The organism is Leifsonia sp. NPDC056665 (genome assembly GCF_042791795.1).
GTDB lineage: Bacteria > Actinomycetota > Actinomycetes > Actinomycetales > Microbacteriaceae > Leifsonia.
In genome coordinates this window covers 1-13,430 of the sequence record NZ_JBHTXK010000005.1, presented here as the reverse complement: position 1 = coordinate 13,430, position 13,430 = coordinate 1, and the positions used below count along the sequence as shown (strand labels likewise).

General features: G+C 71.7%; 12 protein-coding genes. 8 read left to right on the top strand and 4 right to left on the bottom strand.

The window, feature by feature from the left end:
• Positions 1-15 precede the first annotated feature (15 nt).
• From ACFQ9V_RS06970 to ACFQ9V_RS06960, 3 genes are all read right to left on the bottom strand, one after another.
• A complete protein-coding gene (locus tag ACFQ9V_RS06970) occupies positions 16-3,780 on the bottom strand; it encodes an AAA family ATPase (RefSeq protein ID WP_382458443.1) in 3,765 nt (1,254 codons plus the stop codon).
• 79 nt (positions 3,781-3,859) lie between these two features.
• Positions 3,860-5,131, bottom strand: a complete 1,272-nt coding sequence (locus tag ACFQ9V_RS06965) for an MFS transporter (protein ID WP_382458442.1) — start codon at positions 5,129-5,131, stop codon at positions 3,860-3,862.
• Positions 5,128-5,751, bottom strand: coding sequence for an ArsR/SmtB family transcription factor (locus ACFQ9V_RS06960; protein WP_382458441.1), 624 nt, complete (start codon positions 5,749-5,751; stop codon positions 5,128-5,130). The genes ACFQ9V_RS06965 and ACFQ9V_RS06960 overlap by 4 nt, the downstream gene beginning before the upstream one ends.
• 83 nt (positions 5,752-5,834) lie before the next feature.
• Here ACFQ9V_RS06960 and ACFQ9V_RS06955 point away from each other — a divergent pair, with 83 nt between their 5' ends.
• The 5 genes from ACFQ9V_RS06955 to ACFQ9V_RS06935 all read left to right on the top strand — a co-directional run bounded on the left by ACFQ9V_RS06955 (position 5,835) and on the right by ACFQ9V_RS06935 (position 10,852).
• Positions 5,835-7,283 (top strand): MDR family MFS transporter, encoded by a 1,449-nt coding sequence (locus ACFQ9V_RS06955; protein WP_382458440.1) that lies wholly within the window; start codon positions 5,835-5,837, stop codon positions 7,281-7,283.
• A gap of 149 nt (positions 7,284-7,432) precedes the next feature.
• On the top strand, positions 7,433-8,161 hold the full coding sequence (locus tag ACFQ9V_RS06950) for a FadR/GntR family transcriptional regulator (protein WP_382458439.1): 729 nt from the start codon (positions 7,433-7,435) through the stop codon (positions 8,159-8,161).
• Between the two features lie 10 nt (positions 8,162-8,171).
• On the top strand, positions 8,172-9,440 hold the full coding sequence (locus ACFQ9V_RS06945; protein ID WP_382458438.1) for an alpha-hydroxy-acid oxidizing protein: 1,269 nt from the start codon (positions 8,172-8,174) through the stop codon (positions 9,438-9,440).
• A gap of 94 nt (positions 9,441-9,534) precedes the next feature.
• The gene (locus ACFQ9V_RS06940; RefSeq protein ID WP_382458437.1) at positions 9,535-10,437 is read left to right on the top strand and encodes a DsbA family protein; all 903 of its coding nucleotides are present in this window, start codon (positions 9,535-9,537) and stop codon (positions 10,435-10,437) included.
• 85 nt (positions 10,438-10,522) lie between these two features.
• Entirely contained in the window at positions 10,523-10,852 is a 330-nt protein-coding gene (locus tag ACFQ9V_RS06935) for a hypothetical protein (RefSeq protein WP_382458436.1), read from the top strand.
• Here ACFQ9V_RS06935 and ACFQ9V_RS06930 read toward each other — a convergent pair.
• Entirely contained in the window at positions 10,849-11,439 is a 591-nt protein-coding gene (locus ACFQ9V_RS06930) for a TetR/AcrR family transcriptional regulator (protein ID WP_382458435.1), read from the bottom strand. The genes ACFQ9V_RS06935 and ACFQ9V_RS06930 overlap by 4 nt on opposite strands.
• A gap of 131 nt (positions 11,440-11,570) precedes the next feature.
• On the opposite strand from ACFQ9V_RS06930, the gene ACFQ9V_RS06925 reads away from it, so the two are divergent.
• From ACFQ9V_RS06925 to ACFQ9V_RS06915, 3 genes are read left to right on the top strand one after another with little or no spacing between them, the layout of a single operon-like run.
• The gene (locus ACFQ9V_RS06925; protein ID WP_382458434.1) at positions 11,571-12,167 is read left to right on the top strand and encodes a DUF6230 family protein; all 597 of its coding nucleotides are present in this window, start codon (positions 11,571-11,573) and stop codon (positions 12,165-12,167) included.
• A gap of 23 nt (positions 12,168-12,190) precedes the next feature.
• Positions 12,191-12,655: a DUF6114 domain-containing protein gene (locus tag ACFQ9V_RS06920; RefSeq protein WP_382458433.1), complete on the top strand. Its 465-nt coding sequence runs from the start codon at positions 12,191-12,193 to the stop codon at positions 12,653-12,655.
• Positions 12,652-13,371 carry a hypothetical protein gene (locus ACFQ9V_RS06915; protein WP_382458432.1) on the top strand — a complete coding sequence of 240 codons (720 nt, stop codon included), beginning with the start codon at positions 12,652-12,654 and terminating at the stop codon, positions 13,369-13,371. The genes ACFQ9V_RS06920 and ACFQ9V_RS06915 overlap by 4 nt, the downstream gene beginning before the upstream one ends.
• Positions 13,372-13,430: the final 59 nt, after the last annotated feature.

Below are 13,430 nucleotides of genomic sequence, written 5' to 3'. Positions count from 1 at the left end.
ACGAATGTCGGCGCGTTAGAGCTGCGGGAGGGTGATGGGGGCCGTCTCGGTCGACGCTTCGTCGGCGGCGCCGATGAGGCGGGCGATGCGGGAGGCGACCGTGTCAGGGTCGGCGAACAGCTCGAAGCTGTGGACGCGGAGGTAGTGCCAGCCGAGGCGGCGCAGCACGTCGGGGCGCAGGCGCAGCGACTCGCGGAGACTGCCGCGGTTCACGTCGTCGTCCGTCTCGACCACGACGGCGCGGCCCACATTCGAGGCCACCAGCGTGAGCTTGCCGCGGTAGCCGATCTGCACGTCAAGGCCGCGGCGGGCCAGGCGCTTGGCGAGGTCCACCACCATCGGGTCGGCGTCCGGGCTCAGGTACTCGGGCGCGGCGGCCTGGAGCTGGTCGGCCTCCCCCAGCACCTGGGCGAGCGCCGCGATGCCGTGGCGCATCCGGGACTCGTCGATGTCGTCCGGGCGGAAGCACGAGACGATGTCCATGCCGCGGCGGGCGCGGGTCATGCCCACCGCGAGCAGGCGGTCGCCGCCCGGCTCGGCGAGCGCGCCGAAGTTGGAGAGCAGGCGGCCGTGCGGGGTGCGGCCGTAGCCGATCGAGAAGACGACGCGGTCGCGGCTCTGGCCGACGGACTGCTCCAGCGTGACGACCGAGAACGGCTCCGGCCGGTCGCCCAGGATGAAGTCGGCCAGCTCGGTCCGCTTGGCGAACGCGGACAGCACCGCCTGGTTGACGCGCACCGCGTGGCGCTCGCTCGCGGTGATGACCATGAGGGACTCGCGTGGCCGGTCGGTCGCGTGCCGCAGCACGAGCTCGACGACCTTCGCCACCTCGGCGTCGGTGCTCTCCACCGCGCCGGTGTCGGTGTCGGGCATCCCCTGGCCGCCGGTGACGTAGTGGAGGGCGAGGCTGCCGTGTCCGAGGTAGGTGCCGGCCCACGGCAGGGAGTCGATGTTGCCGCCGTAGAAGCGGCGGTTGACCAGCTCGGCCAGGTCCTCGCCGCCTGCACGGTAGCTGCGGGCCAGCGTGTAGACGGGCAGCAGCTCGGAGAGCCGGGAGAGGGCGGAGTCGCCGTGCAGGGAGTCCACGTCCGTGGCCTCCACCGTCGTGCCGTACTCGTGCACGCCGACGTCGAAGCGGGACGGGGTCTGGGTCACCGGGTCGCCGAACGCGACGATCTGACGAGCCCGGCGAAGCGCCGGGATGTTCTCGGCGAGGCTGGAGGCGCCGGCGTCGATGAGCACGACGGTGTCGAATGCGACCTCCGCGTCGATGCTGGAGACCTCGTAGGGCGAGACCAGCCAGACCGGCGCGAGCGGGCGTGCGAGGTGCGGGGCCGCGGCGTTGAGGGTCGCGGCCGTGGGCGCGCTCGTGGTGAGCAGCTTCTTGAGGGCCTTGGCCTCCTCCGGCCAGTCCACGATGCCGATCTTCCAGGTCTCGGCGAGCATCCAGGCGAGCTGCTTGCCGGTGGCGGAGGCGTGCGCCTCGTCCACCAGGCGGAAGTCGGCCTCCAGCCGGTCCAGCACGCTGGTGTTGCCGCTGAGGAGGGCGCGGTCGGAGGCCAGCAGCGCCTCCAGCACCGACTGCCACCAGGCCAGCTCCAGCTCGGCGCTGACCTGCGACTCCGGCACGTGGCGGACGGACAGGTCGGACAGCAGCGGGTCCAGCCCGCGGTCGCGGAGCTGCCCGAGCAGCGCGGTGCGCTCCTGCAGGTTGGCGAGCACCTCGGACTCGGCGGCGAGGCCGGCGACCTGACGGGTCAGCTCCTCGACCGGGAGGGCCGCGAGCGACTGCGGCGTCCCGACGCGGCGCAGCGGGATGTCGAGCCGGGCCAGGTCTTCCGCGACGCGCTGGTAGGCGACCTGCACGTCCGCGATGCCCACGGGCACCTCCGGCACGACGCCGGCGACGGCGAACCGGTTCCAGAGGATGCGCTGCTGCTGGATGCGGCGCAAGGCCTCGTTGAGGTCGGTGACGTGCACGCCGGGGCGCACGTACTCCAGGGCGAGCTTGCGCAGCCGGCGGCGGTTCGCGCCCGACATGGCGGGCGACTCGCGGCGCGAGGAGGTCGCGGCGATCAGCTCGGCGATCGAGCGGTCGAACACGGCCGGCGTGAAGCGGTCGAGCGTCTCCCGGACGTCGAGCAGCAGCCGCAGGTAGACGCCGAGCTCGGCGATCGACTCGAACGGCCGCATCCTGGTCTGCCCGATCAGCGCCTTGGCGCGGTCCAGGAGGCGCGGCAGCTCGGCGCGGCTGAGCTTCTTGGCGAGGTCGTGGGCGGACTTGCCCTCCTCGGTGGTGCCGAAGGAGGCGCCGTACCAGGGCGAGTCGTTGGGGCCGTAGCGGAACTCGCCGAGGCGGGCGGCGCGGATCAGCGCGTCCGCCGCGTCGTCGCGGCCGGAGGCGAGCGCCTCGATGGAGGCCGGGCTGAGGCGCGCGGTCGTGGACGGCGGCGCCGGCAGCAGCGCGAGCCGGGACAGCTCGCGCAGCGCGTCCAGCACCGAGACGCGCAGGACCGGGTCGCGGCGGGCGAGCGCCGCGCGGTAGTCCAGCAGCACCTTGCGGAGGCGGACGAGCGCGTCGTCCACGTCGGTGACGCGCGGCCGCTCGGCCTTCTCGTTGCGGCCGATCGACTGGATCAGGTCGCGGCGGAGGCTCCGCGGCGTGACGGCGACGCCGGGCAGGCCGACCTTCGCGAACCGCTGCCCGATGTCCTCCAGGCTGGAGCGCCGGGGGCCGACGACCAGGACGCGCTTGTGCTGCGCGACCAGCGCGCCGACGGCGTTCACGACCGTCTGGGTGCCGCCGGTGCCGGGGAGGGTCTTCACGACGAGGGAGTTGCCCGCTGCGATCTGGGCGACGACATTCTCCTGCGCCTCGTCGGCGTCGAGCAGGAGGGAGTCGGTGGCCGGCGGGCGCTCGTCCTGGCGGACGGCCTGGGCCGGGCTGAAGGCGCTCTCGATCGTGGTGCGCGCGGTCGGGTTGCCCGCCAGCGCGTTCAGGAGGGTGGTGTCCAGGTCGTCGGCCTCCGCGCGCAGCGCGGGCGCGACGTCCACGAAGGACGACACCACGAGGCGAGGCTGGACGTTGAACCAGGGCAGGTGTGAGGTGAGCCCGCGCAGGCGGTCGATCACCGGCTGCGGCTTGAAGGCGCCGTTGTCGAGGGCGAGCGCCACGAACGCGCTCGCGTCGAGGGTGATCTGGAACTGCTCGGCCAGCGCACGCGACAGCTCGGGGTTGAGGAACGGCTGGCCCTTGAGCTTCAGCTCGAAGTCCCGGCCGTAGCGGCGGATCGCCATCGGGCGCAGCAGGATCGGCGCCAGGAACTCGTCCGTGCCGTGCCGCCACTGGGCGAGCCCGATCGCGAGATGTACGGATTCGATGCCGCGCACCGAGCGCAGCTCGATCCCCTTGGCCGTGATCGCGTTCGCCGCCGCCCGCGCGGTGCGCAGGGCGAGCTCGTCGCGGATCAGGCTGGAGAGCAGCGTGCTCTGCCCGGTGATGAACTGCGGGAGTCCGCCCGGATGCGTGGTGCTCAGCTCGATGCGCGTGCGCGGGCTGTCCTCGAAGTGCAGCAGCGGCGAGTCGCCGCCGATCGCCGCGATCTCCTCGCGCCAGCGCGCCCACACCGGCTCGGCGATGTTGCCTGCCACGAGACCGGCCTCACCGAGGCTGAGCGTGTGCGGCGAGGTGGTGTTGGCGGCCGGACGCAGGGCATCGCCCTCCAGCACGTCGGACGTCATGTCGTCGTCGTCCTCGCTCTTCCTATCCAGTCGCCACACACCGACACCCTACGTGCCGATGCGCGAAACGTCTGGCAATCGGCCGGGTTTCGCGCCAAGTCGCAGCGTCGGTCGGGCGTCAGGACGGCGTCGCCCGGGAGGCGGCGGGCTCCGGCATGGCCTCCCGGGTCGCGCGGCGGCCGCCGAGGAACAGCAGCGCGATCACACCGCAGAGGAGATAGAGGGAGGCCTGAACGTCGAGCACGTGCACGGCCCCGACCGAGGCCGCGACGAGCCCGGCCACCAGGAGGCCGACGCCCTGCGCCGCGCCGGAGATCGTCCGCACCGCCGCGATCACCCGGCCGAGGGCCGCGCGCGGCGTGACCGTCTGCACGAGGGTGATCTCGCCCGTCTCGGTCGCGACCGCGGGCAGGCCCATCGCGACGAACAGCCCCGCGTAGACCCAGACGGCCGTGGTGACGGGCGCCAGGTTCCAGGTCAGCAGCGAGAGCGCGCCGAACACCAGGTAGCCGACGCCGATCAGCCATCGCGGCGCGACCCGTCGCACGAGCAGGCCGGCGAGGAGGCCGCCGAGCACGCCGCCGATCGCCTGGACGCCGCGCAGGATGCCGACCTCGGTGTCCCCGGCGTGCAGGTTCTCGGTGACGTAGACGATGAAGAGGACGAGGAAGACGCCCTGCGCGAGGCTGCCGATCACGGCGATGATCGCGACGGTCGCGAGCTCGCGGCTGCGGACGATGGTGGCGATGCCCTCCACCCACTCCCGCAGCAGGCGGCGCTCGACCGCGGGAGCGGACTCCTCCCCCGGCTCCGGCACGCGCGGCGGCAGCGGGCGGGTGAAGGCGACCAGCAGGGCGGTCACGACGAACGACACCGCGTCCACGATCACGACGCCGGGCAGGCCGGACACCGCGAACGCGAGGCCGCCGAGCGGCGAGCCGACCAGCCGGGCGAGGTTGTCGCTGATCGCGAGCAGGGCGTTGCCGCGACCGAGCTCGTCCGGCTTCAGCAGGCGCGGCACCATCGACTGGCGGGCCGGGTTCATGACGGCGCCGAGGCAGGCCTCCACCGCGGCGACCGCGTACACGATGCCCATCCGGTCCGGGCCGGCGGCGAGCAGCGGCAGGAGCGCGAGTCCCTGGAGGAGCGCGGTCACGATCATGGTGCGCCGCGGGTCCCAGCGGTCGACCAGCACGCCGAGGAAGGTGCCGGCCAGCAGCATCGGGATGAGTTCGGCGAGGAACACGGTCGAGGCGCCGAGCGCCGAGCCGGTCGCGGAGAACGCGAACAGCGGCAGGGCGATCATGAGCAGCCAGTCGCCGGTGTCGGAGACGAGGCCGGCCGACCAGATCAGGGCGTAGTCACGGCGGAGGAGCGGGGAGCGGGTCATGACTCGCCGCCCTCGTCCGACGCGAGCGGCTCATCCGGGTGCCGGAAGGCGTTGAGGCCGAGCACGACCACCGAGCTGTCGTCCGGGGCGTCGGAGCGGGTGAGCGCGATGTACGGGCGGATGAGCGCGTCCAGCCGCTCCCCCAGCTCGCGGAGCTCCTCCGGCGCGATCCGCAGCGCGTAGCCGGAGAGGATGCTCGCCTCCCGCCACTCGGGCGGCACGCTGTCCCTCTGCGCGATCGAGCGGTGCAGCCGGCCGGCGTCCTCGTCGATCTGGTGGTCGGCGAAGAAGCGTTCGACGGTGTCGACGCCGAACTGCGCGGCCGGGTCCTCTGTACGGCCGAGCGTGAGACCGGTGGCGGTGGACTGCCAGGGCCGCTCGCGGCCGTCCTCGGCCTCCACCCGCTCCACGAGCCCGAACCTGGCCAGCGCGCGCAGGTGGTAGCTACAGTTGGAGGGCGTGGAGCCGACCGCCTCGGCGCACTCGCTCGCAGTGCTCGCGCCGAACGACATCAGATGGTCGAGCAGCGCGAGCCGGAGCGGGTGCGCGAGCGCCCGGAGCGCCCGCGGGTCGGTGACCGTGCGGCGGTCCTCCGGGCGACCTGCCGATATGAAAGACATGTTTCAGATTGTGCGCGCTCGGTTCTTTCACGTCAAGTCGGGTACAGGGGAATGATCCCGACCGGGGGCTGTTGTTCACAGGGATGAACGAAATCTCCCGGGCAAGCGTCGGCTTCCGCTCCGAGCGCGGACCGATCCTGATCGCACTCATGCTGACGACCGGACTGGTCGCCATCGACGCGACCATCCTCGCCACCGCCGTCCCCTCGATCGTGCGCGACCTGGGCGGCTTCGCGCAGTTCCCGTGGCTGTTCTCCATCTACCTGCTGGCGCAAGCGGTCTCCGTGCCGGTCTACGCCAAGCTGTCCGACACGGTCGGGCGCAAGCCGATCGTCCTGGCGGGCATCGGCCTGTTCTTCCTGGGCTCCGTGCTCTGCGGTTTCGCGTGGAGCATGCCCGCGCTCATCGCGTTCCGCGCCCTGCAGGGGCTCGGCGCCGGCGCCATCCAGCCGATGTCGATGACGATCGCCGGCGACATCTACACGGTCGCCGAGCGCGCCAAGACCCAGGGCTACCTCGCGAGCGTGTGGGCGATCTCCTCGGTGGTCGGCCCGACCCTCGGCGGGCTGTTCTCGCAGTTCCTGTCGTGGCGGTGGATCTTCTTCGTCAACCTGCCGCTCTGCATCCTGGCGGCGTGGATGCTGATCCGCACCTTCCACGAGAGCATCGAGCGCAAGAAGCACCGGATCGACTACGCAGGCTCCGTACTCCTGACCGCCGGGATGTCGCTGATCATCCTCGCGGTGCTGGAGGGCGGCCAGGCCTGGGCGTGGGACTCGGTGTGGAGCATCGGCGCGTTCGCGCTCGGCGCCCTCCTGCTGGCCGCCTTCGCCCTGGTCGAGCACCGCGCTGCCGAGCCGGTCATGCCGCTGTGGGTGTTCTCGCGCAGGCTGCTCGTGACGACCACGCTCATCTCGCTCGGCATCGGCGCCATCCTGATCGGGCTCACCTCCTACGTGCCGACCTACCTGGAGGCCACGGTCGGCGCGCCGCCGCTGGTCGCCGGCCTCGCGGTCGCCGCGCTGACGCTCGGCTGGCCGATCGCGGCGAGCATCTCCGGACGGTTCTACCTGCGGATCGGCTTCCGCAGCACCGCCCTGCTCGGCACCAGCATCGCCATCCTCGGGACGATCATCCTGGCGGCGACGAGCGTGCACCCGAGCGTGCTCTTCGTGGCGGTGAGCTGCTTCGTCGTCGGGCTCGGGATGGGCCTGGTCGCGACGCCGACGCTGATCGCGGCGCAGTCGAGCGTCGCCTGGAGCGAACGCGGAGTGGTCACCGGGACCAACATGTTCGCCCGGTCGATCGGCAGCGCGGTGGGCGTGGCGGTCTTCGGCGCGATCGCGAACGCGATCATCCTCTCGAGCACGGGCGGGGCGCACTCGCCCACCGCCGTGCAGGGCGCGTCGACCGCGGTGTTCACGGCCGTGGCTGTCGTCGCGGCGCTGACCATCGTGGCGGGCGTCGCGATGCCGCGCTCGCGCGTCGAGGACGTCGAGTTCCGCGCCGCCGCCGCCGCCCCCGCCGAGTAGCCGCCCGCCACCGTCATCGAGGGGACGCAACACGCCGCTCGGCCACGCCGCGGACGGCGTGTTGCGTCCCCTCGTCGTCGTGCCGCCGTCGCGTGGTACTGTGTGGTCGGACCACATGTGGTCCGACCACACGCAACGAGGGGACAAGCATGGCGACCGAGCCGAAGGCGTGGGAGAGCGTGCTCGCCCGCATCGAGGAGCGCCTGGTCGACGGCCGGCTGCGGCCCGGCGACCACCTGCCTCCCGAGCGCGCGCTGGCCGTGGAGTTCGGCGTCGCGCGCTCCAGCGTCCGCGAGGCCATCCGGGTGCTGGAGGCGATGGGCCTGGTCCGCACGCAGACCGGCTCCGGGCCGAGCTCCGGCGCGATCATCGTCGCGCGGCCGCTCGGCGGGATGCAGGCGCTGATGCGCCTCCAGGTCGCCGCGAGCGGGTTCCCGGTCGCCGATGTGGTAAGCACGCGACTGCTGCTGGAGTCGTCGGTCGCGGGCGAGCTCGCCGAAAGCGGTTCTGCCGACCTCGCGGACGCCCGCCGGCTCCTCGACGCGATGGACGACCCCGCCCTCACCGCGCAGGAGTTCCTGGCGCTCGACGCGCAGTTCCACCTCGCGCTCGCGGAGGCGGCGGGCAACACCGTCGTCGCCACGATGATGGCCGGCCTCCGCAGCTCGATCGAGGGCTACGTGCTCGCCGGCGCCGAGCGCATCCCGGACTGGGAGGTCATGGCCGCCCGGCTCCGCGCCGAGCACCGCGGTGTGATCGACGCCATCGACGCCGGCGACCCGGCGGCGGCGCGCACCCGCGTCCACGACCACATCAGCGGCTACTACCGCGACGCCTCCCCCACACACCCCCTGTCCCCGTCCACCGACGCACGTTAGGCACACGAACATGGTCACCCGCCAACTCCCCAACCCCGCCGAGCTGTTCGAGCTCCTGTCGTTCAAGAAGCCGGAGCTCGACGCGAAGAAGCGCCGGCTGAACGCCGCGCTCACGATCGAGGACCTGCGCACGATCGCGAAGCGCCGCACGCCGAAGGCCGCCTTCGACTACACCGAGGGCGCGGCCGAGGGCGAGCTGTCGCTGGCCCGCGCACGGCAGGCGTTCCAGGACATCGAGTTCCACCCGTCGATCCTGCGCGACGTGTCGACGGTCGACACCTCGTGCGAGATCTGGGGCGGCCCATCGGCGATGCCGTTCGGGATCGCGCCGACCGGCTTCACCCGACTGATGCAGACCGAGGGCGAGATCGCCGGAGCGGGCGCCGCCAGCGCGGCGGGCATCCCGTTCACACTGTCGACGCTCGGCACGACCTCCATCGAGGGCGTGAAGGCCGCCAACCCCACCGGGCGCAACTGGTTCCAGCTCTACGTGATGCGCGATCGGGAGATCTCCTACGAGCTCGTGCGCCGCGCCGCCGCGAACGGCTTCGACACCCTGTTCTTCACGGTCGACACCCCGGTCGCCGGCGCGCGGCTGCGCGACAAGCGCAACGGCTTCTCCATCCCGCCGCAGCTCACCCTCGGCACCATCGTCAACGCCATCCCGCGGCCGTGGTGGTGGTACGACTTCCTCACCACGCCCAAGCTGGAGTTCGCGTCGCTGTCCTCCACCGGCGGCACCGTCGGCGAGCTGCTCGACGCGGCGATGGACCCGTCCATCAGCTTCGCGGACCTCGACATCATCCGGAGCATGTGGCCGGGCAAGATCGTCGTCAAGGGCGTACAGAACGTAGAGGACTCGAAGAAGCTGGTCGACCTCGGCGTCGACGGGATCGTGCTCTCCAACCACGGCGGCCGCCAGCTCGACCGGGCGCCCATCCCCTTCCACCTGCTGCCGAAGGTCGTGGAGGCGGTCGGCGAGCGCACCGAGGTGGCCATCGACACCGGCATCATGAACGGCGCCGACATCGTCGCCGCCTACGCGCTCGGCGCGAAGTTCACCCTGATCGGCCGCGCCTACCTGTACGGGCTGATGGCGGGCGGCCGCGCGGGCGTCGACCGCACCATCCAGATCCTCAGCGACCAGGTCGTCCGCACCATGAAGCTGCTGGAAGTGCCGACGCTGGCTGACCTCACGCCGGCGCACGTGACGCAGCTGCAGCGGTTGGTGCCCGTCGCGTCGTCCGGCGCGTCGGCCGGCGCGAGCGCCCGAATCTGATCCGAACTCCAGCGGGTGCTCGGCGCATCCAAAGCTTTTGCCCATACGCTTGCTTCTCGGATACCGTCCCCCTTTCTCGAATGGAATGACCTGCATGGCTGCTACGGGCAGAGGCGCCTCGACCCCGACGAAGAACGATCGCCGAGCCGAGGCACGCGAGACCGCTCGCCGGATGCGCGAGGAGGCCGCCAAGAAGGCCAAGCGCCGCAAGATCGTCGTGCAGAGCTCGGTGATCGTCGGTGTGATCGCGGTGCTCACGGTCATCGGCCTCATCATCTTCACCAGCGTCGGCGGGACCACCAGCGTCGCCAACCCGAAGAACATGCTCAGCGGCGGCCTCCTGCTCACCGCGTCCGACAAGGCGGTCACGACCCCGGCGATCGCGCCGGGCGCCAAGCCGACGCCGACGAAGCAGACGCTGGACGGCAAGACCGCGCACATCCAGATCTGGCTCGACTACCAGTGCCCGTTCTGCGACCAGTTCGAGACCACCAACGCGGCGCAGATGAAGCAGTGGATGGCGGACGGCGCGGCGACGCTCGAGATCCACCCGGTCGCGATCCTCGACTCCAGCACGAACAACCAGTACTCGACCCGTGCCGCGGCGGCGATGTCGTGCGTGGCGAACTACGAGCCGGACAAGTACTTCGACCTCAACAGCGCGCTGTACGCCAACCAGCCGGATGAGCAGACCGGCTCCGGCCTCACCAACGCGAAGATGCTGTCGCTGTTCAAGAGCGGGGGCGTCAGCTCCACTGCGGTCACGGACTGCGTGAACAAGCAGACGTTCGCGAAATTCATCACCGACCGCACGAACGAGGCGGTGGCGAACTCCCAGCTCAAGAACCCGACGTCCGGCGGCTTCGGCACCCCGACCGTGTTCGTGAACGGCGAGCGCTACCAGGGCGGCTTCACCGACGCATCCCAGTTCGCGGCCTTCGTCGGGACGGCGGTCAAGGACGCCGGCTCGAGCGGTACGTACAGCTTCCCGAAGTAACCGCCTCCCGTCCCCTCTCCTGCTGCGCCCGCCCGCGGGTGTACGTTCGGCCAGAACAGGCCGGACCGCAGGAGAGGGGACGAGGATGGACGACCGCATTCCGGAGGACGGCGCGGACGGGCCGGAGATCGGCGACTCCGACGCCGGTGACACGGCCGGCTGGGTGGACCCCGGCGACGGCGAGGTCGACTACGCGCTGGACGACCCGATCGCGGAGGCCGACTTCGCCGACGAGCTGGTGACGAACGACGGCGTGGCCGGCGAGACCGTCTGGGACGGGCCCGGCGACGGCAACGACGGGCCGACCGGCGGGCAGCCCCGGGAGGCCGAGCCGTATTACGACGAGCACGATCCGGAGGGGAACCCGGAGGGCGGCGTCCTCACCCAGGACGACCTGGACGAGGAGGGGATCTAGCGGGGCACCGCCTCCACCACCCCGTTCGCGCTGCGCTCCAGGAACGCGACGATGTCGCCCGACGCGATGTCGGTGCCGATCGCGCTCGAGACCAGCACGTCCTCCGCGAACGCGATCCAGGAGCGCAGGCCGATCCGCAGCAGCGGGGTGTCCGTCGCGCCGAGTTCGAGGAACACGGCCAGGATGCGGTCGGCCTGCTCGGCCCTGGCCTCCTCGATCACGACGCGCACCTCCTCGTCGCCGCTCGCGACTCCGCGGACCAGCGAGTAGAACGTGCCGCTGTGGTCGCGCACGAACGCGACGATGCGCGTCAGGGTGTCGCGCAGGCGCTCGCGCGGCGGCAGCTCGGGGGCGGGCTCGGTGGCGTGCAGCATGCTGTCGCGAGCCGTCCGGACGACCTCCCGGTGCAGCCCGTGCTTGGAGCCGAAGTAGTGGAACAGGAGCGCGCGCGACACCCCGGCCTGAGCCGACAGCTCCTCGATGGTGAGGGTGTCGAGCGGCTGGTCGGCGAGGTGCGCGACGCCGAGCGCGACGAGCTGGGCACGGCGCTCGTCCGGGGTCAGCCGGGTGCGCCGATCGGTGTCCATGCGTCGAGCCTAGTTGCCGGAACGGTCTTTTCGTCCCCCATTCTGCCGACTATTGACAACCGGTCAATAGCGTCTACTCTCGTCGTGGGACGACCGCACCGCTGCTGTCAAGCCCCCGAACAGGAGGATCGATGAAGTTCCGCAAGCTCGCCGGCTCCCACGCCGGACGCATCGTGCTCGCCGCCGTGCCCGTCGCGCTGGTCTCCACCATGCTGATGGCCGGGGTCGCTCAGGGGGCCGTGCCGGTCTCGTTCGCCGTCTCCGGCAGCCAGTTCCAGATCAGCGCATCGAAGCTCGACGGCACCGGCTTCTCGCAGTACGCCGGCCTCGCCTCCGACACCGCGGGCAAGCAGCACCAGGTCGCGATCGCCAACATCAAGTCGGCCACGCTCGCCGACCTCTGCCAGTCGGTCGTCTCCGACACGCCGCTCGGCAAGGTCGGCATCCTGATCACGGCGGGTGGCGGCGGCAACCCGGCCAGCGCCTCCGACCTCCAGATCGGCATGACCGACCTCGCCGGAGACGCCCAGTTCCACAACATCCGGATCGGCGTGGACGCCTCGACGGTCAACACGGCCGCCAAGGGCAGCGCGGGCGACTTCGCCCAGGACGCCGACACGGTGACGATCGCCCACCTGCAGCAGACCGCGTGGAGCACTCAGGCCTCGGTCTTCACGCTCACCGGCATGCACGTGCAGCTCACGGACGGATCGAAGGGATGCTTCTGAGCCGCCAGGGGACGAGCCACGCGATGATCGAACCGGAGGTGGGGATGCCCGACCGGAGCGCCTGGCAGCGGTTCCGCGCCTGGCGCCGCGAGCGCCCGTTCGTCGGCGGACTGCTGACCGCGCTCGGCGGCGTCGAGATGTTCTTCTCCGGACAGCTCGACATCGGCCGCATCCACGTCCAGCTCGGCATCGAGGGGCTGCAGGCGACGATCATCCCGATCCTGCTCCTGCTGCTCGGGATCCTGGCCGTCGCGATGCCCGCACACCGGATCTTCTACGGCGTGATCGCGCTCGCCATCGCGGTGTACTCGCTCGTCGGCGTCAACCTCGGCGGCTTTTTCATCGGGATGCTGCTGAGCACCGTCGGCGGCGTGCTCACGGTGGCGTGGATGCCGCTGGATCAGCGCGGCGAACGACGGTCGCGTGGCCGGCGCCGTCGCCGCGAGAGCACGCCCACCGCCGACGACGCGGCGGAGGAGACCGCGTGAAGGCCCGCAGTGGACCCGCCGGCGTCGCACTGGCGGCCGGTCTCGCGCTGGCCGGCGCGCTGACCGGGCTCGGCGCGACCCCTGTGGCCGCCGACGCCTCGCGCACCGCGGCGCCGGCCTCCCTCTGCCTCCCGATCTTCGCCTCGTGCGACTCGTCGTCCCCGACGCCGTCGCCCTCGCCCTCGTCCGGCACGCCCTCCCCCGGGCTGCCGCTGCCCGGCCTCCCGAGCGCGCCGGGCACCCCGGTGACCGGCTCCGCGACGCCGACCCCAGCGCCGACGCCCGCCTCCCCGGACGGCGCAGCGCCCGTCTTCACCCAGCCGCCCGCGCAGCTCGGCAGCAACTCGCTGTCGTTCACCGGGCTCAAGGGCGCCACCGTCGTGACGGTCGCGATGGCGGACGGCAGCCGCATCCCGGTGATCAAGATCTCGGCGGACTCCATCACGATCCAGGGATTCAGCCTCAACGTCCGCAAGCAGACCGGACCGGTGCTGCTCACGACCGCGGACACGATGACGCTGAGCGGGAACGTCCAGGTCTACCTCGACTCGGCGACCGCGACCCTCCCGGACGGCACGCCGCTCACCCTCGGCGCGTCGACGCCGCCGCCGAACAGCGGTCTGCCGCCCCAGCTGCTGCGGGTCACACTCGGCCTCGTAGGCGCCACCGCTGACTCGATCGTCTACACGAACACGAAGCAGCACCTCTCGGAGTGACCCTCTCCCGCCGAGGGGACGCAACACGCCGCTGTCCGCATCGGGCAGCGGCGTGTCTG

Coding starts and splice junctions, on each gene's coding strand:
- ACFQ9V_RS06965 (WP_382458442.1), bottom strand. CDS start 5,131: ATGACCCGCTCCCCGCTCCTCCGCCGTGACTACGCCCTGATCTGGTCG.
- ACFQ9V_RS06960 (WP_382458441.1), bottom strand. CDS start 5,751: ATGTCTTTCATATCGGCAGGTCGCCCGGAGGACCGCCGCACGGTCACC.
- ACFQ9V_RS06955 (WP_382458440.1), top strand. CDS start 5,835: ATGAACGAAATCTCCCGGGCAAGCGTCGGCTTCCGCTCCGAGCGCGGA.
- ACFQ9V_RS06950 (WP_382458439.1), top strand. CDS start 7,433: ATGGCGACCGAGCCGAAGGCGTGGGAGAGCGTGCTCGCCCGCATCGAG.
- ACFQ9V_RS06945 (WP_382458438.1), top strand. CDS start 8,172: ATGGTCACCCGCCAACTCCCCAACCCCGCCGAGCTGTTCGAGCTCCTG.
- ACFQ9V_RS06940 (WP_382458437.1), top strand. CDS start 9,535: ATGGCTGCTACGGGCAGAGGCGCCTCGACCCCGACGAAGAACGATCGC.
- ACFQ9V_RS06935 (WP_382458436.1), top strand. CDS start 10,523: ATGGACGACCGCATTCCGGAGGACGGCGCGGACGGGCCGGAGATCGGC.
- ACFQ9V_RS06930 (WP_382458435.1), bottom strand. CDS start 11,439: ATGGACACCGATCGGCGCACCCGGCTGACCCCGGACGAGCGCCGTGCC.
- ACFQ9V_RS06925 (WP_382458434.1), top strand. CDS start 11,571: ATGAAGTTCCGCAAGCTCGCCGGCTCCCACGCCGGACGCATCGTGCTC.
- ACFQ9V_RS06920 (WP_382458433.1), top strand. CDS start 12,191: ATGATCGAACCGGAGGTGGGGATGCCCGACCGGAGCGCCTGGCAGCGG.